This is a genomic window from Gemelliphila sp. 1F1 (assembly GCF_056897515.1).
On the sequence record NZ_JBXHBE010000003.1, the window covers coordinates 76,105 to 96,677 of the forward strand.

At 30.5% G+C, this 20,573-nt stretch carries 29 protein-coding genes, 2 pseudogenes and 1 riboswitch; of the genes and pseudogenes, 1 reads left to right on the plus strand and 30 read right to left on the minus strand.

Annotated elements, in window-relative coordinates; translation table 11 throughout:
* Positions 1 to 21: 21 nt before the first annotated feature.
* From AC1XWJ_RS04250 to AC1XWJ_RS04265, 4 genes are read right to left on the minus strand one after another with little or no spacing between them, the layout of a single operon-like run.
* Complete coding sequence (locus AC1XWJ_RS04250; protein WP_483334660.1) at positions 22 to 1,308, minus strand: glycine/sarcosine/betaine reductase component B subunit; 1,287 nt, start codon at positions 1,306 to 1,308, stop codon at positions 22 to 24.
* 22 nt (positions 1,309 to 1,330) lie between these two features.
* On the minus strand, positions 1,331 to 1,648 hold the full coding sequence (gene trxA, locus AC1XWJ_RS04255) for a thioredoxin TrxA (RefSeq protein ID WP_483334661.1): 318 nt from the start codon (positions 1,646 to 1,648) through the stop codon (positions 1,331 to 1,333).
* Between the two features lie 23 nt (positions 1,649 to 1,671).
* Positions 1,672 to 2,616, minus strand: a complete 945-nt coding sequence (locus tag AC1XWJ_RS04260) for an NAD(P)/FAD-dependent oxidoreductase (RefSeq protein WP_483334662.1) — start codon at positions 2,614 to 2,616, stop codon at positions 1,672 to 1,674.
* A 14-nt stretch (positions 2,617 to 2,630) separates the two neighbouring features.
* Positions 2,631 to 3,002, minus strand: coding sequence for a GrdX family protein (locus AC1XWJ_RS04265; RefSeq protein WP_483334663.1), 372 nt, complete (start codon positions 3,000 to 3,002; stop codon positions 2,631 to 2,633).
* Between the two features lie 81 nt (positions 3,003 to 3,083).
* Positions 3,084 to 3,183: riboswitch (glycine riboswitch) on the minus strand.
* A gap of 459 nt (positions 3,184 to 3,642) precedes the next feature.
* On the opposite strand from AC1XWJ_RS04265, the gene serS reads away from it, so the two are divergent.
* Entirely contained in the window at positions 3,643 to 4,923 is a 1,281-nt protein-coding gene (gene serS / locus AC1XWJ_RS04270; RefSeq protein ID WP_483334664.1) for a serine--tRNA ligase, read from the plus strand.
* A gap of 47 nt (positions 4,924 to 4,970) precedes the next feature.
* Here the strand turns inward: serS and AC1XWJ_RS04275 are convergent, their stop codons facing one another.
* The 26 genes and pseudogenes from AC1XWJ_RS04275 to rplE form a co-directional block, all read right to left on the minus strand.
* Complete coding sequence (locus AC1XWJ_RS04275; RefSeq protein ID WP_483334665.1) at positions 4,971 to 5,483, minus strand: GNAT family N-acetyltransferase; 513 nt, start codon at positions 5,481 to 5,483, stop codon at positions 4,971 to 4,973.
* A gap of 97 nt (positions 5,484 to 5,580) precedes the next feature.
* Positions 5,581 to 5,847, minus strand: a pseudogene (locus tag AC1XWJ_RS04280) (transglycosylase SLT domain-containing protein); the annotation flags it as partial.
* A gap of 81 nt (positions 5,848 to 5,928) precedes the next feature.
* Positions 5,929 to 6,576 (minus strand): annotated as a pseudogene (locus AC1XWJ_RS04285) (ubiquitin-like domain-containing protein); the annotation flags it as partial.
* A gap of 14 nt (positions 6,577 to 6,590) precedes the next feature.
* Positions 6,591 to 7,358, minus strand: a complete 768-nt coding sequence (locus tag AC1XWJ_RS04290) for a TatD family hydrolase (RefSeq protein ID WP_483334666.1) — start codon at positions 7,356 to 7,358, stop codon at positions 6,591 to 6,593.
* Between the two features lie 221 nt (positions 7,359 to 7,579).
* The gene (locus tag AC1XWJ_RS04295; RefSeq protein WP_483334667.1) at positions 7,580 to 8,479 is read right to left on the minus strand and encodes a DNA-processing protein DprA; all 900 of its coding nucleotides are present in this window, start codon (positions 8,477 to 8,479) and stop codon (positions 7,580 to 7,582) included.
* A gap of 11 nt (positions 8,480 to 8,490) precedes the next feature.
* Entirely contained in the window at positions 8,491 to 9,528 is a 1,038-nt protein-coding gene (locus tag AC1XWJ_RS04300; protein ID WP_483334668.1) for a competence protein CoiA, read from the minus strand.
* A gap of 14 nt (positions 9,529 to 9,542) precedes the next feature.
* Positions 9,543 to 10,364: a methyltransferase domain-containing protein gene (locus tag AC1XWJ_RS04305; RefSeq protein ID WP_483334669.1), complete on the minus strand. Its 822-nt coding sequence runs from the start codon at positions 10,362 to 10,364 to the stop codon at positions 9,543 to 9,545.
* A 2-nt stretch (positions 10,365 to 10,366) separates the two neighbouring features.
* Positions 10,367 to 10,825 (minus strand): tRNA adenosine(34) deaminase TadA, encoded by a 459-nt coding sequence (tadA, locus tag AC1XWJ_RS04310; protein ID WP_483334670.1) that lies wholly within the window; start codon positions 10,823 to 10,825, stop codon positions 10,367 to 10,369.
* A gap of 214 nt (positions 10,826 to 11,039) precedes the next feature.
* Positions 11,040 to 11,240 (minus strand): cold-shock protein, encoded by a 201-nt coding sequence (locus AC1XWJ_RS04315; RefSeq protein ID WP_483334671.1) that lies wholly within the window; start codon positions 11,238 to 11,240, stop codon positions 11,040 to 11,042.
* Positions 11,241 to 11,813: 573 nt separating this feature from the next.
* Complete coding sequence (locus tag AC1XWJ_RS04320) at positions 11,814 to 12,413, minus strand: SA1002 family membrane protein (RefSeq protein ID WP_483334672.1); 600 nt, start codon at positions 12,411 to 12,413, stop codon at positions 11,814 to 11,816.
* 270 nt (positions 12,414 to 12,683) lie between these two features.
* On the minus strand, positions 12,684 to 13,052 hold the full coding sequence (rplQ, locus tag AC1XWJ_RS04325) for a 50S ribosomal protein L17 (RefSeq protein WP_483334673.1): 369 nt from the start codon (positions 13,050 to 13,052) through the stop codon (positions 12,684 to 12,686).
* 15 nt (positions 13,053 to 13,067) lie between these two features.
* Positions 13,068 to 14,009 carry a DNA-directed RNA polymerase subunit alpha gene (locus AC1XWJ_RS04330; protein WP_483334674.1) on the minus strand — a complete coding sequence of 314 codons (942 nt, stop codon included), beginning with the start codon at positions 14,007 to 14,009 and terminating at the stop codon, positions 13,068 to 13,070.
* A 36-nt stretch (positions 14,010 to 14,045) separates the two neighbouring features.
* On the minus strand, positions 14,046 to 14,435 hold the full coding sequence (gene rpsK, locus AC1XWJ_RS04335) for a 30S ribosomal protein S11 (RefSeq protein ID WP_483334675.1): 390 nt from the start codon (positions 14,433 to 14,435) through the stop codon (positions 14,046 to 14,048).
* Between the two features lie 25 nt (positions 14,436 to 14,460).
* Positions 14,461 to 14,826, minus strand: coding sequence for a 30S ribosomal protein S13 (rpsM, locus tag AC1XWJ_RS04340; RefSeq protein WP_483334676.1), 366 nt, complete (start codon positions 14,824 to 14,826; stop codon positions 14,461 to 14,463).
* An 18-nt stretch (positions 14,827 to 14,844) separates the two neighbouring features.
* Positions 14,845 to 14,958: a 50S ribosomal protein L36 gene (gene rpmJ, locus AC1XWJ_RS04345; RefSeq protein ID WP_179942116.1), complete on the minus strand. Its 114-nt coding sequence runs from the start codon at positions 14,956 to 14,958 to the stop codon at positions 14,845 to 14,847.
* Between the two features lie 26 nt (positions 14,959 to 14,984).
* Entirely contained in the window at positions 14,985 to 15,200 is a 216-nt protein-coding gene (gene infA, locus AC1XWJ_RS04350) for a translation initiation factor IF-1 (protein ID WP_003144387.1), read from the minus strand.
* Between the two features lie 15 nt (positions 15,201 to 15,215).
* A complete protein-coding gene (locus AC1XWJ_RS04355; RefSeq protein ID WP_483334677.1) occupies positions 15,216 to 15,869 on the minus strand; it encodes an adenylate kinase in 654 nt (217 codons plus the stop codon).
* Between the two features lie 2 nt (positions 15,870 to 15,871).
* A complete protein-coding gene (secY, locus tag AC1XWJ_RS04360; RefSeq protein WP_483334678.1) occupies positions 15,872 to 17,173 on the minus strand; it encodes a preprotein translocase subunit SecY in 1,302 nt (433 codons plus the stop codon).
* Positions 17,173 to 17,613: a 50S ribosomal protein L15 gene (gene rplO / locus AC1XWJ_RS04365; protein WP_483334679.1), complete on the minus strand. Its 441-nt coding sequence runs from the start codon at positions 17,611 to 17,613 to the stop codon at positions 17,173 to 17,175. Before rplO ends, secY begins: the two co-directional genes overlap by 1 nt.
* A 22-nt stretch (positions 17,614 to 17,635) precedes the next feature.
* Positions 17,636 to 17,812 carry a 50S ribosomal protein L30 gene (rpmD, locus tag AC1XWJ_RS04370; protein WP_179942112.1) on the minus strand — a complete coding sequence of 59 codons (177 nt, stop codon included), beginning with the start codon at positions 17,810 to 17,812 and terminating at the stop codon, positions 17,636 to 17,638.
* Between the two features lie 16 nt (positions 17,813 to 17,828).
* Positions 17,829 to 18,326, minus strand: a complete 498-nt coding sequence (gene rpsE, locus AC1XWJ_RS04375) for a 30S ribosomal protein S5 (RefSeq protein ID WP_483334680.1) — start codon at positions 18,324 to 18,326, stop codon at positions 17,829 to 17,831.
* 20 nt (positions 18,327 to 18,346) lie between these two features.
* The gene (rplR, locus tag AC1XWJ_RS04380) at positions 18,347 to 18,703 is read right to left on the minus strand and encodes a 50S ribosomal protein L18 (protein ID WP_483334681.1); all 357 of its coding nucleotides are present in this window, start codon (positions 18,701 to 18,703) and stop codon (positions 18,347 to 18,349) included.
* 28 nt (positions 18,704 to 18,731) lie between these two features.
* Positions 18,732 to 19,268 (minus strand): 50S ribosomal protein L6, encoded by a 537-nt coding sequence (gene rplF / locus AC1XWJ_RS04385; protein ID WP_483334682.1) that lies wholly within the window; start codon positions 19,266 to 19,268, stop codon positions 18,732 to 18,734.
* Positions 19,269 to 19,291: 23 nt separating this feature from the next.
* Complete coding sequence (gene rpsH / locus AC1XWJ_RS04390) at positions 19,292 to 19,687, minus strand: 30S ribosomal protein S8 (RefSeq protein ID WP_483334683.1); 396 nt, start codon at positions 19,685 to 19,687, stop codon at positions 19,292 to 19,294.
* Positions 19,688 to 19,717: 30 nt separating this feature from the next.
* Positions 19,718 to 19,987: a 30S ribosomal protein S14 gene (gene rpsN, locus AC1XWJ_RS04395; RefSeq protein ID WP_179942107.1), complete on the minus strand. Its 270-nt coding sequence runs from the start codon at positions 19,985 to 19,987 to the stop codon at positions 19,718 to 19,720.
* Positions 19,988 to 20,005: 18 nt separating this feature from the next.
* A complete protein-coding gene (rplE, locus tag AC1XWJ_RS04400) occupies positions 20,006 to 20,545 on the minus strand; it encodes a 50S ribosomal protein L5 (protein ID WP_179942106.1) in 540 nt (179 codons plus the stop codon).
* Positions 20,546 to 20,573: the final 28 nt, after the last annotated feature.

The following is a 20,573-nucleotide window of genomic DNA, read 5'->3' on the forward strand; positions in this document are numbered from 1 at the left end:
TATCTTATTTCCTCCATTTAATTAATATGTTTTTGTTGATAAATATCCAAATCCTGTTTCGTTCGTTGATCCTGTAATAGCTTGAATTTCTACTTCTATAGTTCCATCTTCTCTTAGAGAGTCTTGATTTCCACCAGCTATAACATTTACAACATCTATATGTCCTATAATCTTATCAAGTTTAGGAAGAACAACTACCTCATTAGCATTTCCTCCTGTTACTACGGCATCTGCTTTTGCATCTGCATCTGCTAAACTTTGACTAGCTCCATCTTGACCAGCATATTCATCAGTTACTATAACAGTTTTTATATTCTCATTTTCTATTTTTTTACAGTTCATTATTAAATCTGTATCAGGATTTCCGAATCCTTCTTGAGAAATTATTACTGCATCTAATCCTAAGTAACTACTTAACTTAGCAGTCCAGTTAGATGATCTTTCTTTATCCATTAAGTATACATTTTCGTTAGTAATTATAACACCTAAGAAGTTAATTTCTTTTCCGTGTTTTTCATACAAATCTTCAACAATTCCATTATTTAAGTGAACGTATGTTGGGTTCTTATCACAAGCTGACACACAGTTTCCACTTACTATTGCTCCGTCCATTAATTCAGTAGGATATAATATAGTTGGGACTATTTGTTTAGCATCTACTCCGTAAACATACGTATCGTGTAGTAATCCTTGAGTTTGTAACATATACACGTACCCTACTTTTGGTAAATCTGGATACTCTGCTATTTGTTCTAATAAAGGTTTTGTTTCGTATACTGTAACTTCTTCTGGTTCCAAATTACGAGCTAATTCTCCTAAATATTTGGCAGCTTTGAATCCAATATATCTAACAGCTTTTTCGTGATCGTGTTGTTTTACATTTTCTGCAGGTTCTGCTATTACTACCAAATTGTTTAATTTAGAAAATGGTGTATAGTCAGCACCAACTCCAACCATATCAATAATACCTTCTTGGAATCCTACTATTTTACCAGTAGTAACTACTGCCATTCCTTTTAGAGCGATAGTTTTACCTTCTCCTACAGTATCTACTTTTGACAATATTCCTGGGAAGATACCTCCGCAACCTTCAACCTTAACTCTAGGCTCTATTACATCTTTTACAGGTGTTATACGAACACTCTCTCCCGGTCTAGCTATGTCTACATCAACAGAAACGATATTTTCATCATCCCATATAGCTTTTATAAGCTCTTCCTTGTTGACATACAGTATATTCTCTTCAATTTTTGACTCTGAAGAAAATTGAATGTCTTTGATTTGAATTTTTCCTAGTTCAAGACGCATATCTTGCTCCTCCTTTAATTTATTAAATATATTTTGTTATCAATGCTTCTATATTTTCTATAGTAGCATCATCTTTTGTAACCTCTTCTAATTTTTCACCATCTTTATATACTGCTAAAGTTGGTAATCCTAGAACTTTTTGCTTAATAGCTAATCTTCTAGCTTTTGTAGTTTCTAAAGAAACGAACTTCATACTTTCACTATATTTCTCAGCTAATTTATGAACTTCTGGCAACAAAGCTTTACACGGCTCACACCCATCACTCCAAAAATCTACAAATACATAACCCTCTGCCTCTAATACTTCTGCTTCGAATGTAGTTTTATCTACTGCTAACATATTTTAATCCTCCTAGTTATTTATTATTCAAATTTTTCACTAATGTATCTTTCTGCCATAATAGCAGATACTGCCCCATCAGAAGCTGCTGTTACTACTTGACGAATTTCTTTAATTCTACAATCTCCAGCTACAAACACTCCTGGGACATTAGTTTTTGTATCTTCAGTCGCTAAGACATATCCATTATTATCCAATTCCACTTTATTTTTGAACAACTCTGTTTGTGGTACGTAACCTATAAAGATAAATAGTCCCATCGTTCCATCGTCTTCGTCCGCTTCTATTTCATAAACTTCATCCGTATCTAAATTTTTAAATACTATTGACTCTAAAATTCCATCACCCTTAACTTCTTGTACTACTGTACGAGTTTTAATAGTTATGTTCGGGGTATTTTGAGCTTTTTCTAAAATAATATTTTCACATTGGAAATCTTCCAACATATGCACTATATTTACTGAACGTGCAAATTTAGATAAGAATATAGCTTCTTCTATTGCACTATTTCCTCCACCCACTACATAAACATCTAAGTCTTGGAAGAAATCTGCATCACAAGTCGCACAGTAAGATACACCTTTACCAGACAATTCCTTAATTCCCGGAGCATCCATTTTTCTAGGTGTAGCTCCTGTTGCTATAACAACTGCTTTGGCTGACAAGTCACCACTCTTGCATCTAATTATTTTTTCATCACCAGAAAAATCTACATCAATAACTTCTTCTTTACGAATTTCTGCACCAAAACTTTTAGCCTGTTCAAGCATTCTATTTATCAAGTTTGGTCCCGTAGGATTTTCTATTGACCCTGGGTAATTTTCGATAAGATGTGTTGATGCTGCTTGACCTCCATTCTTACCTTTTTCCAAAACTAATGTTTTTAGTTTTGCTCTAGATGCGTATAGTGCAGACGATAAACCTGCCGGCCCTGAACCTATAATTATTAAATCAAAATGTTCTGCCATACAATACCTCCTCTTTAATTTATTATTCTTTTTATAGCATTGATTAATAAGTCATAATCTATAACGCTAAAATCATCCTTTACTCTTTCATTCCAAGTAGGCGTTAATTTGTTTTTATTAAATTTTACAAAAGTACTCATAGCTTCAGATATTAATGTTACAGAATTATAATCTAAACTATCACTTTCTTTAATCAAAATAGTTCTATAGATAGTTTCATTTGGTTTTACACTTCCATACAATGGGTGTGTTAACATTTCATAATTTTTGTGTATATAATCACGCGTTATTTCCAATATACGAAAATAATCGGTATTATGATATTTTACTGCTATATTGTTTATATCTAAACTTTTAAATTTTGGATTGTTAGTTATTAAAATCATAATTAACTCCTAATAAAAACAACAGGAAGAAATGTTAAAGCATCTCTTCCTGTTATTTAATAGTTATTAAATTTCAGAATTTGTCCGAGTATAGTTCTTTTACCTGAGAATTTCATTAGAAACTGCTAATTACTAACTTGTACCTTCGGTGCTCATAAAGAGACTCTCCTATCCTCATCAACCTATTTATTTTTTAGTAATCGATTACTACACTTATATTATATATCAGTTTTTCTAAAATGTCTTGTTAGATATACAACAGTTTTTGAATTTTTTTAAGTTTTTTTAAAATTTTTTTATAGTTTTTCTTTTTATAAAATTTTAATTTAATTTTTTTTAATTTATATATTGACAAACTAAATTATTAAATGTAAAATAATAATCAAATTAAATGAAAATTATTTGACTATAGACATGTTTTAATTGTTGAAGATTTTAGAGAGAGTATGGTTGCTGAAAATACTTAGATTCACTTTTAGAATTCTACTATAACGACAGTCAAATTCGTTAACTTTTATCGTAAAAAGAAAAGTGCCTTAGGCAAAATTAGGGTGGAACCACGGAAATACATCGTCCCTTACGTTTATATAAACGTAAGGGATTTTTTATTTTACATTTTATATATTAGGAGGAAAAAAATATGTTAGACATTAAATTAATAAGAGTACAACCAGAATTAGTAAAAGAAAAAATTGCAAAACGTGGAGATGATAATTCTGTAGTTGATACAATTTTAGAACTTGATAAAAAACGTCGTGAACTACTAGTAAAAGTAGAAGATTTAAAAGCTCTTCGTAACAAAACTAGTGAAGAAATTGCAATTTTGAAAAGAAAAAAAGAAGATGCTGTAGCAGTTATAAATGAAATGAAAAAAGTTTCTGATGAAATTGCTAACTTAGATTTAGAAGTAAAGCAAATCGACGAAAAATTACACGATATTATTTCTCGCATTCCTAATCTAGTTTCTGACGAAACTCCTATCGGTGAAGATGAAACAGAAAATATTGAAGTTCGTCGTATAGGTGAAGTTAGAGAATTTGGTTTTGAGCCGAAAGCACACTGGGATTTAGTAGAAGAGTTGGATATCGTTGATTTTGAACGTGCTGGTAAAGTTGCTGGAAGTAGATTTTTATTCTACAAAAATGCTGGAGCATTATTAGAAAGAGCATTAATTAATTTTATGATTGATACTCACGTTACTGAGCATGGATACGAAGAAATGATGGTACCTCAACTTGTAAATAGAAATTCTCTTTTTGGTACTGGTCAATTTCCTAAATTTTTAGAAGACGTGTATACTATAGAATCAGAAGGTATGACTCTTATTCCAACAGCTGAAGTACCTTTAACTAATTATCATAACAACGAAATATTAGATGAGGAGAATTTACCAAAAGGACTTACTGCATTTAGCGTTTGCTTCAGATCAGAAGCTGGTAGTGCGGGTCGTGATACAAGAGGTCTTATAAGATTACACCAATTTAATAAAGTTGAGCTTGTTCGTTTTGCAAAACCAGAAGAATCTTATGAACAATTAGAACTTATGACTTCTCATGCAGAAAATATTCTAAAAAAATTACAACTGCCATACAGAGTAATAACTTTATGTACAGGTGATACTGGATTCTCTAGTGCAAAAACTTATGATTTAGAAGTTTGGCTACCTAGTTATGATGCATACAAAGAAATTAGTTCTTGCTCTAATTGTACTGATTTCCAAGCACGTCGTGCAAATATTCGCTTCCGTCGTAAAGATACAGGAAAAGTAGAATTTGCTCATACTCTAAATGGATCTGGACTAGCAGTAGGACGTACAGTAGCAGCAATAATAGAAAACTATCAAAACGAAGATGGATCTATAACTATACCTGAAGTTTTACGCCCATACATGAGAAATATGGAGAAAATAGAAAAAAAATAATTTCGTTACAAAAAAAGATATGTAGAAACTAAAGTCTACATATCTTTTTATTCTGTAATATTAATTTCCATTATATAATCTGTTTGCTTATCACTACCCATATAAAAATTATGTTTGTCTATTATTTTAAAATTAAATTTTTCATAAAATTTAATAGCCGGATAATTGTGTTCCCAAACTCCTAACCATACCTTATTTTTTCCTAATTCTTTTGCTTTGCTTAGAGAAAACTCAATTAATTTTTTCCCCAATCCATTGCCTTTATATTCTTTTAAAATATAGATACGCTCAACTTCTAAATAATTTTCTCCCATATTTTCAGTTTGAGTAGCGCTAATATTTAATTTCAAAAAACCTGCTATATCGTTATTATGAGTTATAAAATAGAAAAAACTATCTAGCTTCAATAACTGCTCCCTTAAATTTTCTAAAGTTATATTTTTGTTTATATATTCCAATAAATTTTCCTTTGAATTATCTTTTTCAAATGTCTCTACAAAAGTTTTTTCACTTATAGATTTTAATTGTTCTAAATCTTCAATAGTACATTCTTTAATCATAAATAATACCTCTACATTTAAAATGAAAAATCATCTATAGATAATTATTTGTTAAAAATATATTATTTATAGATAATTTTCATTAATTATTTTATTTTTAGACTCCCCAAGCTCTAAGTCCTTGGCTATTGTATGCTTTAACTGCTGCATTAATTTGATCTTCTACCGTAGCAGTAGATCCCCAACCTGGCATTGTTTGGAATAGTCCTGATGCGCCAGAAGCATTTCGTGCATTAACTTGCCCATTAGATTCACGAGCAATTATATATTCCCAAGTTGATGCAGAGACTCCTGTTCTTGCTTGCATTTGTTGTGCTGCATAAGATCCAATTTCCCCTGCAGTATTACCATTAGATAATACTACTGTTCCTCCAGAAGAAGCATATTGTTGAGCTACTGGAGAAACACTAGTTGCAGTAGCTGCTGAACGTGCTTTTGTTCCCACTTTAACTACTTCTTTTACTGGTTCAGAAATTACTTTTTCTGAGATTATCTCTTCTGAAACAATATTTCCATTCTCTTTAACAGTTTCTTTTGTAATTTCTTTTTCTCCGTCTTTACCTTCTGTTACTATCGCTTTTTCTCCTACGAACATATTATCATCTTTCTCTTCTATAGTTTCAAAGGCTATAGTTTCTTTTGTAACTTCTTGAATTTTATCCACTCTAGTAATAGTTATAGTATCAACAAATCCTACTTCTGATGATAAATCAGGTGTAACTTTATCATTTTCACCTAATTTAATATTTAATTCTGCTAATATATCTTCAACTTTTTTATAAGTAGTTTTACTAGTTTCTACTTTATCGCCATCTTTAATAACAATATCTCGCGCTCTATATACTCTTATAGTTTCACCTTTTGTAATTTGTGTATTAGCTGAAGGTTCTACTCTATCATAACTTCCTAATTCTATTCCTTGTGATGATAATATATCACTAACAGTTCCTTTCTTAACTTTTACTCCTATAGTATTATCATCTAAATGGATTGCTAAAGCTACTTTATTATATTCTTCATTAGCAATATAAGCTCCTGATGATAAAACTGTTGTAACTGATAGTGCTACCACTATTTTTTTAAATTTCGACATTTCTCTCTCCTAATTTATATTTTAAATAATTTACAAGCATTTTTGTAAGTTGCTTGTGTTAATTCTTCATAACTCATTTCTCTTAAATCAGCTATTTCTTGTGCAACGTATTTTACATATCCCGTTTCATTTCTTTTGCCTCGAAATGGTACAGGTGGTAGATACGGACAATCAGTTTCTACTAATAATCTCTCCAAAGGACAAGCCTTTGCAACCTCTTTAGGTTGTTTAGCATTTTTGTAAGTAACTGGACCGGCCAAGGAAATATAAAAGTTTTCTTTTAATGCTATTTTCATACTTTCAACAGATCCTGAGAAACTATGCATAATACCACCTATTTCTTTAGCGTTTTCTTCTTTTAGTATGTCCAAAACATCTCCCATTGCTTCTCTACAATGTATAACTATTGGCTTATTCACTTCTTTTGCCAATGTTATCATTCTTCGAAATACTTGTTTTTGAATATCTTGTGGACTTTTATCCCAGTAGTAATCAAGTCCTATTTCACCTATAGCTACTACTTTATCGTTATTAAGTGCTATATTTTTTATCATTTCATATTTTTCATCTGTAAAGTCAATAGCTTCTACTGGATGCCAACCTACAGTTAAATAAATTTCATCATATTTAGATGCAATTTCTATCGCACTATCTATGCTTTTATCATCAAAACCTACAACGTTAATAAGTTTAACTCCGTTATCTTTTGCTCTTTGTATAGTTTCTTCTAAATCATCTTTAAAAGCATCATCATTTAAGTGCGCATGTGTATCAAATAACATAATCTCACTCCTTGACTATAAGAATTATAACAGAATATCTTTTCAAACAAGTATCTATATTATTTCTTTTTTATTACAAAACTATAATAATCTGTGAAATAATTAACAAACACTAAAAAAGAAACCATATAGTTAAATATGATTTCTCTATTAATATGAAATATCAATTAATTAAATTATTATTAGTATGAATTTTGTATCTAAGTTAATAATATACAAGGTTAAAAATTTAATTCTGTTTTAAAATCTTGTAATCTATTAATCATAGTCGCACCCATTTTTATGTACTCATTTAATGATATACTCATCTTATCACCAAATCTACCTGGAAGGCACATAACAGATATACCTATGTCTAATGCATAATCAATAGTACGTGATGTGCCACTTTTAATTCCCGCTTCAGTAACTAGTAATGCTGAACTGAAACCAGCAACAAGTCTATTACGCTCCAAAAATCTATATTTTCTTATTTTAGCAGTTGGAAAATACTCAGATACTATTAAATGGTTTCTCTTCATAATATCATATAAATATTTATTTCCTTCAGGATATACAGTATTATGCCCGTGTGCTATTACTCCTATCGTATATCCTCTACTTCTAATAGTTTTTTGATGAGCTAGACCATCAACACCCATAGCTATACCACTTACTATAACAAAATGATTTTCTAATAAAAAAGGTACTATGACATCTAATGCTCTTTCAGAATATTTAGTATGATTTCTAGTACCTACTATCGATATTTTTCTTTTGAACAAAAATAAATCTCTATTCCCTCTATAAAATAAAACAAAAGGATAATCATACAATCTGAAAAACTCCTGTGGATAATACTCACTATCAAAAAAAATATAATCTACATCATAAAATTCAAAATATTTATCATAATTAAACGTCATATTGTACTGAAACTTAGCAAAACTTTCAGCACTACTTTTTCCAAAATAATTAACAAATTCCTTTATAGTTATATTTTCCAAATCTTCCAAACACTCTATTTTTTCAAGTGCTTTATGAATTTTTAAGGTAGTAATATTATCTATAGCTACTAAAGATAACAAAATTATCTTCTCTTTATCTGTCAAAACTTTATCTTTCAAAAGATCTTTATCCATAAATTTACCCCCTATGTAGTTGATAACACTTTGTAATACTCTTTTATTACTCTTTCTAATGCTTGACTTTTTGTTCTATTATTTATATAAATGCTACTATTAAACTTAATATAATTACCTAATTTACAAAAAATTTCTCCATAAGATTTTCCTAGATTATAAAGTCTATACATCTCTAATTGCCAAATTAATAATGGTGTATGAAATAATAACTGCTCATTAAAATTTGTACCCAGAACCCTCGGTATATTAGTTAACTCTATTCTTTGATTATAAAACATCCCTAACAATTTATTTTTAACTGTTTTATCATATTTTAATTGAACATAAATATAATTTTCAACATCTTGTTGATAAATTTTTGCTAGCAAATCTTCTCTCGAAAATTTGAAACTAAAAGGAAAATCAAAATCTGATAATTTACAAGTAGTTTTTTTACATATTGCATTTCTTTTTTTGAGATTGTAGGACCATAATTGATAAAAAACTATAGAATTATTTTCATAATCATAACCATAGAAAAAAATACACCCTTTGTGATAGTTCAAAAAATTATCGACAAAAGGTGCATATCTAATATATACAATATCATTATCTTTTCTTAATTCTTTAACAAATTTATTAACGTCTATTAGCCATACTAATGTTATTGCTGCTTTTTCGTACCCTAACGTTCTTTGTTTTATAGATTCATATGGAATAACTGAGCGCTGATACTCAAAAGCTATATTTTTGTCGACTAAGTAAACGTCCGCTATTTGCAAACTATCATTTATCCTAAAAATATATTCTACTTGAACCTCATTATACTTATCTTTGAAATGTTGATACAAAATTTTCTTTACTTCTAAGTGCTCCTTGCTTTCCTTTTTATAAGTAGTAATCTTACAATTATCATTTTTAGAATGAGCAAAGTGCGATTGTATTTTCCTCCCTTTTTTATAAATCACTTTACTTTTGCATAAAGGACAACTATATTCCCCTCCTTTTAAATTGTTATCCTCAATAGCATTACATACTTCTCCATTGTCATTATAGGCAATATACATAGTTATTACCTCCTTTATTTTATAACTTTAGCTAATATAATTTCCAATTCAACAGTTATTTGTTTCAAATTGTTAATATCCTCTAACTTTATTTGTTTCGAGAAAGTAAGTGGCGTCATTTCCAAAAAATTTTTAGCTACTTCAAAATTTATATCAAAAGTTTCTGAAACTATTTTTTTATCCAAAACTTTACAATATTCTTCCAACAAAGTTATAGTTTCGTTGTTACTATATTCATCTTCATAAAATTGTTCTCTAATTTCTCTTAAGTAATTTTGAGTAGGTATTATCTTTATTATTAAGCCATTTTGGTTAGCAATTCTTATAAATTCTTTATAGTTAGCAGGCGTCAAAATATTTAAAATTACATCAATGCTATTATCCGTAAAAGGAATATTAGACAAATTTGCTAGCATATAAGGATTTTTCTTGTCTTTTTTTATAGCTGTTTCTATTGCATCTTTACTATTATCTAAGCCATATAAATAGCTATTATCAAAATCCTCTTTTAGTCTCCTTATATAATATCCTTCACCACAACCTATATCTACTAAATTGTTAAACTTATACTTTTTTAAAATATTTTTTATTTCAAGATATATATGATTATAAAACCCTCTAGAAAAAATAAAATCTCTAGCCTCAAACAAAGAAAAATTATACTTACTATTTCTGTAATTATTAATCAAATGTACATATCCTTTTTTTGAAAAATCATAAGTATGATTTAATGTACATTTCAAACTATTTTCAGTTATATACATATTATTAGAACATTTTGGACAACGATAAACTACTCTATTATTAAATTTTTTTATAACATTTTCTATCTTCATTACTATTTTTTATTCTTTCTTAACTCTTTAAAAAAATTACTCATTAATAAGCTACATTCATCAGCTAAAACTCCTGAGATGATGTTAGCATTATGATTAAAAAGGTCGCTAGCCACTAAATTTATTTTGCTTCCACAACACCCATTCTTATTATCGCTAGCTCCATAAATAACATTTTCAACACGAGCTTGAATAATTGCACCACTACACATCACACAAGGTTCTACAGTAGAATATAAAAAACTATTATCCAAACGCCAAAATCCTATCTTTTCACATGCTTCTTTAATAACTAAGATTTCTGCATGATTTAGCGCTTGTTGTTCTATTTCACGAAGATTATGAGCTTTAGCTATAATTTTACCATCAACTACTAACACTGCTCCTATCGGTACTTCACCTTTTCTATACGCTTTTTTTGCTTCTTCAAGAGCTATTCCCATAAAGTACTCATGATTCATTAATTTTGTTTCCTTCTAACTAACTTACTACGTAACTAAATTTTATCAAATTATAATTGTATAATCAAATAATTGTATATTATTACTTTTTTACTATTAATTATATTTTATACATAGGTTCTGCATACTATGCTATAAAACAAAATATTACCTTCCCTTTTAATATTTTACAAAATAAAAAATCTCTACTAATTATATTAGTAGAGATTTTTTATTAAAGTGCTCTTACTTTTGAAGCTTGTGGTCCACGATCACCATTCTCAATTTCAAATTCAACTTTTTCGCCTTCTTTTAGAGTTTTAAACCCTTCTTTTTCGATAGCTGTAAAGTGAACGAAAACATCATTTCCACCTTCAACAGCGATAAAGCCAAATCCTTTTTCTTCATTGAACCATTTTACTGTTCCTTGTTGCATTAGAAAAATTCTCCTTTCTATCTATTATCAATAATAAAATTTACAGCACAGTTGTTCAAAGATAATAAATAGAATAAATGCAAATCACTTAAAAAACTTAAAACTTATATTACAAATTGTTATAGACATATTATTTATTGATATACTAATTATATACTAATATGCTTATTATTGCAACTTTTAAATAAAAGTAATATCTTAAAATAAAAAATAAGTTAAACATTTTTAAGAATTATTTATATGAGTTAAGGTATGACCAACACGATAAAGTATTAATTTAACCTCTTATTTATATAAAAATTATTTATCATCTTTTATTTTCAAAAATATAAATAATACTATTATTGTCAAAAAGATGATAAATGGAAGTAATGATATTAGTAATTCATATATATTTTTCATAATACACCCTCTTATATACAATTTTTTGTACGCATCTTTATATATAAGATAACATATAAAAAATTTACAATCAATACTAATCACTATTCGTTAAAAAATAAAAGAAGCAGAGTTAAAGCTGCTTCTTAATAATTAATTTATATATAGTATATTTTCTTACAATTTTAAAATTTATTTGTTCTCCTCAAGTTTTGTTCGTAATTTTATTTTTTCCATAACAACTAATATCCACGTAGATATTAATAAAGGTTGTATTACTAAATTTATATTGTTTGGAGATAATATAACAGAAAACATATAAGAATGATCTAAATTAAGTTCTGGCAATATTTTAAATATTGATGAAATACCATCAAATAAAAATTGATATACTACTACATAAATAGTTACCCATTGAATATAGTATTCGCAAATTTCATATTCTTCAACATCTAGCTGAAGAAAAGTAAATTTCTTTAAAAATTTTTTTCTAAGTATAAATTGTAATATTGCCACGGAAATAATTACTATTAACAAGATGAGAAGGAATTGTACTGTTGGAAATTTTTCTCTAATAGATAAAGATTCATCATCTGATGAAAATAGTAACATTATACTAAAAATACTTCCTAGAAATAAAGATATTATTATGGCATTAGTTACTATAATAAGGAAGAAATTCAATATAACTTTAATAAAAGTTAATTTTTTCTCGTTATTTCTTTTATAAATTAGTTTTCCTATAATATATAATAAAGACAATAAAATAATAAATTCTAATAATATAAACATAATTCTCCTAAAATAAATTAATCTAAAATAAAAACACCCTTTTTGCAAAGTGTGTTCGCCTATCATGATAATTTTTTGTGGGACAAAAGTGTATCCTAACCTCCAGTAAGGATAGGATACTTATTAGAGCTAGACGTCGTAAATTATATTTACGCATTTCAAGCACTCTTTTGACCAACAAGTTAGTTTAAATAAATTGTTGTTGTATGTGTTGTATTTTGTTGTGTGTATGTAGTATGTTATTTGTTGTATGAAAAATTTTATTTTATATTAAACTAATTCTATAATTGCAGTTTCTGCTCCATCTCCACGACGTGGTCCTACACGTAAAATACGAGTATATCCACCGTTACGATCAGCATACTTTGGTGCAACTTCTTCAAATAATTTTTTAAGTGCTAATTGGCTATTACCATCAGCTGTAGCTACTGCTACTGGTTGCATAAATTTAGCTGCGTTACGTCTTGCTGCTAAATCACCTTTTTTACCAAATGTTATCATTTTTTCTGTTAATGAACGAACTTCTTTTGCTCTTGTAACTGTAGTTTCAATTCTTCCGTGTACAATAAGAGCTGTAACTAAGTTTCTTAACATAGCTTTACGGTGAGCTGATGTACGTCCTAATTTTCTGTAACCCATTAGTGTTCCTCCTTACTAATCTTCTTTAAATCCTAAGTTTAAATCTTTTAATTTCAATCGTACTTCTTCTAGTGATTTTCTTCCTAAATTACGTACTTTAATCATTTCAGCTTCTGTTTTATTTGCTAATTCATTTACAGTATTTATTCCTGCACGTTTTAAGCAATTGTAACTACGCACTGAAAGATCTAATTCTTCTATTGTCAGTTCTAATGTTTGCCCAACAATATCTTCTTCTTTTGCAACTAAGACACTTGCATTTACTGCTTCTTCTGACATTTCCATAAATAATTCTAAATGAGAAATTAATATTTTTGAAGCTAATCCTAAAGCATCTTGAGCTTTTATAGTTCCATTTGTGCTTACTTCTATAGTAAGTTTATCAAAGTCTGTACTTTGTCCTACTCTAGTTTTTTCAACTGTATAGTTCACATGCTCAACTGGTGTATAAATTGAATCTATAGGTATTACTCCAATAGGTAGCTCTTGTTTTTTGTTTCCATCTGCTGGAACAAATCCACGACCTTTACCTACATAGATTAACATTTCAAAGTTACCACCTTCTGCTACTGTTGCGATATGTTGATCTTTGTTGAATATTTCAACATCTGAATCATATACTATATCTGCAGCTGTAACAACTTTTGGTCCTTTGACATTTATTGAAACAATTTTTTCTTCATCAGAGTACAATTGGAAAGCAATGTTTTTAACGTTCATTATAATTTCTGTAACGTCTTCTACTACTCCGCTTACTGCTGAAAATTCATGTTGTACACCGGTAATGTCTATACATCTTGCTGCTGCACCTGGTAATGATGAGATTAACATTCTTCTCAATGAATTACCTAATGTAGTACCGTAACCACGTTCTAATGGTTCTACAACAAAGCGACCGAATTTTTCATCTGTTGATAATTCTACGATTTGTATTTTTGGTTTTTCTATTGCTAACATTATGTTAAACCTCCTCTAAATTTGTCTATGTTGATACTATACACGACGACGTTTAGGTGGACGGCAACCGTTATGAGGAACTGGTGTTACATCTTTAATTGATGTTACTTCTAATCCTGCTGATTGTAATGCACGAATAGCAGCCTCACGTCCTGAACCTGGACCTTTAACTGTTACGTCTACATATTTCATTCCATGTTCCATAGCTTTTTTTGCTGCTGCTTCACTTGCCATTTGTGCCGCGAATGGAGTTGATTTTCTAGATCCTTTTATTCCTAGTGCTCCTGCACTTGACCATGCTACTGCATTACCGTGCTCATCTGTAATTGTTACTATTGAGTTGTTAAATGTTGAACGAATGTGTGCTACTCCACTTTGTATATTTTTTTTCACACGACGTTTACGTGATTGTTGTTTACGAGCCATAGTGTTTGTTCTCCTCCTATTCTAACTATTTTTTCTTGTTCGCTACTGTTTTCTTAGGACCTTTTCTAGTACGAGCATTGTTTTTAGTGTTTTGTCCACGTACTGGAAGTCCACGACGGTGACGAATTCCTCTGTAACATCCGATTTCCATTAAACGTTTAATGTTTAATGATACTTCTCTACGTAAGTCACCTTCTGTTTTATAATTATCTACTGCTTCACGAATTTTATCTAGTTGCTCACCTGATAAATCTTTTACTCTTATATCTTCAGAAACTCCTGCTTCTTTTAATATTTTTTGAGAAGTTTTTAACCCTATACCATATACATATGTTAATGATATTACTACTCGTTTTTCACGAGGTATATCAACACCTGCGATACGTGCCATTAATTTTGCACCTCCTAATTATCCTTGTTTTTGTTTATGTTTTGCATTTTCGCAAATCACTAATACTTTACCACCACGACGAATTACTTTACATTTGTCACACATTTTTTTAACTGATGGTCTTACTTTCATCGTTATTTCCTCCTTGAGATTATAACTTACTTGAATCTATAAGTTATTCTACCTTTTGTTAGGTCATATGGACTCATTTCAACTGTAACTTTGTCCCCTGGTAAAATTCTTATATAATTCATTCTAATTTTCCCAGAAACATGAGCTAAAATAATATGACCGTTTTCTAATTCTACTTTAAACATTGCATTAGGCAAGTTTTCTACTACTAAACCTTCTACTTCAATGACATCTTTTGCCATATTGTTCCTCCCTGATTATTTAAGTGTATCTAATACTTTCTTGATGTCAGAAAAAACAACTTTAATATCTTGATCACCGTTAATATTTTCAACTACATCTTCTTTTTTACTATAAAAATCTAAAAGAGGTTGCGTTTGTTTTAAATTAACTTCCAATCTATTTGCAACTGTTTCTTCATTATCATCACTTCTTTGATATAATTCACCTTGACAATTATCACAAATTCCGTCCACTTTAGTTGGATTAAATACTAAGTGATAAGTTGATCCACATGATTTACAAATTCTTCTTCCAGTCAGACGAGGAAGCAAAATATCTTTGTCTACATCTATGTTTATAACTTTTTCTATTCTTCTATTTGTTTTTGCCAAAATTTCATCAAGGGCTACAGCTTGTTCTACTGTTCTAGGAAAACCATCAAGTAAAAAGCCTTCTTTTGCGTCTTCTTGATTTAATCTTTCTTCCACTAGACCAATCGTTACACTATCGGGTACTAACTCACCTTTATCCATATAACTTTTAGCTTCTAATCCTAGTGGAGTCTCATTTTTTATTGCAGCTCTGAACATATCTCCTGTTGAAATATGTGGTAATGGATAGTTAGCTTTGATTTGTTCTGCTTGTGTTCCTTTTCCTGCTCCGGGCAGACCCATTAATATAATGTTCATAATTACCTCCTATGACTTCTCACTTTCATAAATCCTGTGTAATGTCTTTCTGTTAATTGTGTATTAAGTTGTTTAACTGTTTCTAGCGCTACACTGACAACAATTATCAAACTAGTTCCACCTATTTGGACAGATGCTGGTAATTTAGCCATATTTGCGAACATTGTTGGAAGAACTGCAATCGCCGCTAAAAATATTGATCCTACAAAAGTTAATCTATATAAAACTTTTGTAATGTAGTTTTGCGTTTCTTTACCTGGTCGAATACCTGGAATAAAACTTCCTTGTTTTCTTAGATTATCTGACATTTTTTCTGGATTAACTTGTACCATTACATAGAAATATGCAAAAGCAATAATTAAAGTAACATACAACGTCATTCCAATCCAATGACTAAAATCTAAATAACCAGCAACTTTTTGGACTGTATCATTCTTCCAAAATATTGCTATAGTTCTAGGTAGTTGTAAGAACGCTACTGCAAAAATAACAGGTATAACTCCTGCACCATTAACTTTTAATGGTAAAAATGTTGATCTAGCTCCCAACATTTTTCTTCCTGCTCTAGCTTGAGAATATTGAATAGGTATTTTACGCAAGGCTTCTTGCACATAAACTACACTCATTATTATAGCTAGTACTATTAGTACTATAATTGCAATTTTCAAAATTGCTAATGTCATATTCTCGGCACCTTGTATTTGAGATTTATAAACTTGAATAAATCCTTCAGGAAGTCTTGCTATAATACCAGCTAATATTATAATAGAAACTCCATTTCCTACTCCGTATTGACTGATTAAATCCCCCATCCAAAGTAATAATGCTGTTCCTGCTGTAAGTACTATTGCAATAGTTACAAATCCTAGTACAGAAGTGTCTTTTATAAGACCTTGATAAGCATTATTAAATCCATAGGACATAACTATAGATTGAATAAATGCTAATACTATAGCTAGTATTCTAGTAACTCTTTGTATTTTCTTTTGTCCTACTTCACCTTGTTTTGACCACTCAGTTAATGTAGGAATAACATCCATTTGCATAAGTTGAATTACAATTGATGCTGTAATGTAAGGCATTATTCCCATAGCAAATACAGAAAATTGTTGTAACGCTCCCCCCGCAAATGTATTAAATATTCCGAATAATCCTGATGCATCCTGCGCTTTCAATACTTGAGCATTTACACCTGGTATTGGCAAATAAGATCCAACTCGAAACAAAGCTACTATAAAAAATGTAAATAATATTTTGTTACGAGTTTCTTTTACTTTAAATAAATTAGCAAAGGCACTTAACATTATAGCACCTCGCAATTTCCTCCAGCTGCTTCAATAGCTTCTTTAGCTGATGCTGAAAATTTATGAGCCTGAACTGTAAGCTTTTTCTCTAACTTACCAGTAGCTAAAACTTTTACACCTGAAAGCTCTTTTTTGATAACTTTTGCTTCTAATAAAGCTGCTGGTGTTACTACTGAACCATCTTCAAATTTGTTTAAATCTGATAGATTCACAAGAGCGTAATCTTTTCTGTTCACGTTGTTAAATCCACGCTTTGGAATACGTCTAAATAGTGGATTTTGTCCTCCTTCAAATCCTGGACGAACTCCTCCACCGCTACGTGCTTTTTGTCCTTTATGTCCACGACCACTTGTTTTCCCGTTTCCTGATCCTATACCACGCCCTACTCTATTGCGCTCTTTTCTAGAACCTTCAACTGGTTTTAATTCATGTAATTTCATTTAGACTAGCACCTCCTTGTTTCTATTTTTCTTCTACTGTTACTAAGTGTGATACTTTGTTTATCATACCGCGAATTGCAGCATTATCTTTGTGTTCTACTGTTTGGTGCATTTTTCTTAAACCTAACGCTTGAACTACTTTTCTTTGTTTTTCTGGACGACCTATCGTACTACGAGTTAGGGTTACTTTTAATGTCATATTCTAATCCTCCCTCTTATCCTAATAATTCTTCTACAGATTTACCACGTAAAGCTGCTACGTGTTCTACTGTTTGTAATCTAGTTAATCCTTCGATTGTTGCACGAACCATATTTATAGGTGTGTTTGATCCTAATGATTTAGAAAGAATGTTAGAAATTCCCGCTAATTCTAATACGGCACGTACTGGTCCACCTGCGATAACCCCTGTACCTGGTGCAGCTGGCTTGATTAACACAGATCCTGCTCCAAATTGTCCAGTGATTTCATGTGGAGTTGTTCCGTTAACAATTGGTACGTTAATTAGATTATGTTTAGCTGCTTCAACTGCTTTTTTGATTGCATCTGGTACTTCTTGAGCTTTACCAGTTCCAAAACCTACACGACCATTTTTGTCACCTACTACTACTAAAGCAGAGAAACGGAAACGACGTCCACCTTTTACAACTTTAGTTACACGACGAATGGCAACTACACGTTCTTCAAATTCTTTTTTGATTTCTTCTTGGCGCATCTTATCTATTTCCCTCCTTGTTAGAATACTAGTCCATTTTCACGTGCTGCATCAGCTAATGCTTTTACACGTCCGTGATATAAATATCCTCCACGGTCGAAAACAACTTTTGTAATTCCTTTTTCTTTTGCTGCTTCAGCTATAAGTTTTCCAACTTCTGTTGCTGCTGCAACACTTGACTTAGATACTTCTGATAATTTTGCTGATGATGCCGCTGCTAATGTTACAGATTTTGAATCATCAATTATTTGTGCATATATGTATTTGTTTGAACGAAATACATTTAAGCGTGGTACTTCGCTAGTTCCTTCTACTTTTACACGTACTCTTGCGTGTCTTTTTTTACGAACTTTATTTTTATCAAGCTTCGTAATCATAAGTATAACACTCCTTTCTTACTTGTTATTATTTACCAGTTTTTCCTTCTTTACGGCGTACATATTCACCTACATAGCGAATACCTTTACCTTTATATGGTTCTGGTGGACGTACTGCACGAACTTTTGCTGCATATTGTCCTACAACTTCTTTGTCAATACCTTCGATACTAACTTTAGTATTTCCTTCAACAGCAAGTTTAACACCTTCTGTTTCTTCAAATTCTACTGGATGAGAATATCCAACGCTTAATACTAATTTAGAACCTTGTTTTTGTGCACGGTATCCAACCCCGATTAATTCTAATTCTTTTTTAAATCCAGTTGATACCCCTTCAATCATATTAGCTAACAATGCACGAGTTGTTCCGTGGATTGTACGGTGTCTTTTCGAATCACTTGGGCGTACTACTGTAATTTCGTTTCCTTCAACGTTAAATGTTAGTTCTGCGTCAAATTGTTTTGTTAATTCACCTTTAGGTCCTTTTACTACAGCTAAGTTATTATCCAACTTAACATCTACACCTGCAGGTACTGTAATAACTTTATTACCTATACGAGACATTTAATGGGCTCCTCCTTTTATTATTACCAGATGTAAGCTAATACTTCTCCACCTGTATTGTTTTTACGAGCAACTTTGTCAGTTACAACTCCGTTAGAAGTTGATACTATTGCTATTCCTAATCCGTTTAATACTCTTGGCAATTCATCTGCTTTAGCATATACACGTAGACCAGGTTTTGAAATTCTCTTAATTCCCTTAATAACTCTTTCACCTTTTGAGTATTTAAGGAAGATTTTGATAATTCCTTGTTTATTATCTTCGATATATTCTACATCTTTAATGAAACCTTCTGCTTTTAAAATTTCTACGATTTCTTTTTTTATGTTTGATGCTGGTACTTCTAGTGATTCGTGTTTTACCATATTGGCATTACGAATACGAGTAAGCAAATCTGCGATAGGATCTGTCATTGTCATTAGGAAAAATCCCCCTTTCTTTCTTTTATCTTACCAACTTGATTTTTTAACTCCAGGTATTTGCCCTTTATAAGCTAACTCACGGAATTTAATACGACTAATTCCGAATTTTCCAATGTATCCGTGTGGACGTCCAGTAATACTACAACGATTACGTAGTCTTGCTGGTGCTGAATTTTTTGGAAGTTTGCTTAATCCGATGTAATCACCTTTAGCTTTTAATTCTTCTCTTTTAGCTGCATATTTTTCAACTAATCTTTGGCGTTTTAGTTCACGCTGTACCATTGATTTTTTAGCCATTGTACTACCTCTCTATTATTATTTTGCAAACGGCATTCCACAAAGTGTTAATAACTCACGAGCTTCTTCGTCTGTGTTAGCTGTAGTTACAACTACGATGTCCATACCACGAACTTTACTTACTTTATCATAGTCAATCTCTGGGAAAATTAATTGTTCTTTAACACCTAGTGTATAGTTACCACGTCCGTCAAATGCTTTTTTAGACACACCGTGGAAGTCACGAACACGTGGAAGTGCAACTGTTACTAATTTATCAAAGAATTCATACATTCTTTCTCCACGCAAAGTAACTTTAGCCCCGATAGGCATTCCTTCACGTAATCTGTATGTTGCTATTGATTTTTTAGCTCTAGTAATTAATGGTTTTTGTCCAGAAATTAAAGTTAATTCTGCAACTGCGTTATCTAGGTTTTTTGAGTTTTGAACTGCATCACCTACACCCATATTAATTACTATTTTTTCAATTTTCGGTACTTGCATTACACTTGTGTATCCGAATTTTGTCATTAATTCTTTTGTTATCTCTGTTTTAAATTTTTCTTCTAAACGAGCCATCTAAATATAGTGCCTCCTTTCTTAACTA

Coding starts and splice junctions, on each gene's coding strand:
- AC1XWJ_RS04250 (WP_483334660.1), bottom strand. CDS start 1,308: ATGCGTCTTGAACTAGGAAAAATTCAAATCAAAGACATTCAATTTTCT.
- trxA (WP_483334661.1), bottom strand. CDS start 1,648: ATGTTAGCAGTAGATAAAACTACATTCGAAGCAGAAGTATTAGAGGCA.
- AC1XWJ_RS04260 (WP_483334662.1), bottom strand. CDS start 2,616: ATGGCAGAACATTTTGATTTAATAATTATAGGTTCAGGGCCGGCAGGT.
- AC1XWJ_RS04265 (WP_483334663.1), bottom strand. CDS start 3,002: ATGATTTTAATAACTAACAATCCAAAATTTAAAAGTTTAGATATAAAC.
- serS (WP_483334664.1), top strand. CDS start 3,643: ATGTTAGACATTAAATTAATAAGAGTACAACCAGAATTAGTAAAAGAA.
- AC1XWJ_RS04275 (WP_483334665.1), bottom strand. CDS start 5,483: ATGATTAAAGAATGTACTATTGAAGATTTAGAACAATTAAAATCTATA.
- AC1XWJ_RS04290 (WP_483334666.1), bottom strand. CDS start 7,358: ATGTTATTTGATACACATGCGCACTTAAATGATGATGCTTTTAAAGAT.
- AC1XWJ_RS04295 (WP_483334667.1), bottom strand. CDS start 8,479: ATGGATAAAGATCTTTTGAAAGATAAAGTTTTGACAGATAAAGAGAAG.
- AC1XWJ_RS04300 (WP_483334668.1), bottom strand. CDS start 9,528: ATGTATATTGCCTATAATGACAATGGAGAAGTATGTAATGCTATTGAG.
- AC1XWJ_RS04305 (WP_483334669.1), bottom strand. CDS start 10,364: ATGAAGATAGAAAATGTTATAAAAAAATTTAATAATAGAGTAGTTTAT.
- tadA (WP_483334670.1), bottom strand. CDS start 10,825: ATGAATCATGAGTACTTTATGGGAATAGCTCTTGAAGAAGCAAAAAAA.
- AC1XWJ_RS04315 (WP_483334671.1), bottom strand. CDS start 11,240: ATGCAACAAGGAACAGTAAAATGGTTCAATGAAGAAAAAGGATTTGGC.
- AC1XWJ_RS04320 (WP_483334672.1), bottom strand. CDS start 12,413: ATGTTTATATTATTAGAATTTATTATTTTATTGTCTTTATTATATATT.
- rplQ (WP_483334673.1), bottom strand. CDS start 13,052: ATGGGTTACAGAAAATTAGGACGTACATCAGCTCACCGTAAAGCTATG.
- AC1XWJ_RS04330 (WP_483334674.1), bottom strand. CDS start 14,009: ATGTTAGCAATAGAAAAACCAAAAATACAAATCGTAGAATTATCAACA.
- rpsK (WP_483334675.1), bottom strand. CDS start 14,435: ATGGCTCGTAAACAACAATCACGTAAACGTCGTGTGAAAAAAAATATA.
- rpsM (WP_483334676.1), bottom strand. CDS start 14,826: ATGGCACGTATCGCAGGTGTTGATATACCTCGTGAAAAACGAGTAGTA.
- rpmJ (WP_179942116.1), bottom strand. CDS start 14,958: ATGAAAGTAAGACCATCAGTTAAAAAAATGTGTGACAAATGTAAAGTA.
- infA (WP_003144387.1), bottom strand. CDS start 15,200: ATGGCAAAAGATGTCATTGAAGTAGAAGGTTTAGTAGTAGAAAACTTG.
- AC1XWJ_RS04355 (WP_483334677.1), bottom strand. CDS start 15,869: ATGAACATTATATTAATGGGTCTGCCCGGAGCAGGAAAAGGAACACAA.
- secY (WP_483334678.1), bottom strand. CDS start 17,173: ATGTTAAGTGCCTTTGCTAATTTATTTAAAGTAAAAGAAACTCGTAAC.
- rplO (WP_483334679.1), bottom strand. CDS start 17,613: ATGAAATTACATGAATTAAAACCAGTTGAAGGTTCTAGAAAAGAGCGC.
- rpmD (WP_179942112.1), bottom strand. CDS start 17,812: ATGACATTAAAAGTAACCCTAACTCGTAGTACGATAGGTCGTCCAGAA.
- rpsE (WP_483334680.1), bottom strand. CDS start 18,326: ATGCGCCAAGAAGAAATCAAAAAAGAATTTGAAGAACGTGTAGTTGCC.
- rplR (WP_483334681.1), bottom strand. CDS start 18,703: ATGATTACGAAGCTTGATAAAAATAAAGTTCGTAAAAAAAGACACGCA.
- rplF (WP_483334682.1), bottom strand. CDS start 19,268: ATGTCTCGTATAGGTAATAAAGTTATTACAGTACCTGCAGGTGTAGAT.
- rpsH (WP_483334683.1), bottom strand. CDS start 19,687: ATGACAATGACAGATCCTATCGCAGATTTGCTTACTCGTATTCGTAAT.
- rpsN (WP_179942107.1), bottom strand. CDS start 19,987: ATGGCTAAAAAATCAATGGTACAGCGTGAACTAAAACGCCAAAGATTA.
- rplE (WP_179942106.1), bottom strand. CDS start 20,545: ATGGCTCGTTTAGAAGAAAAATTTAAAACAGAGATAACAAAAGAATTA.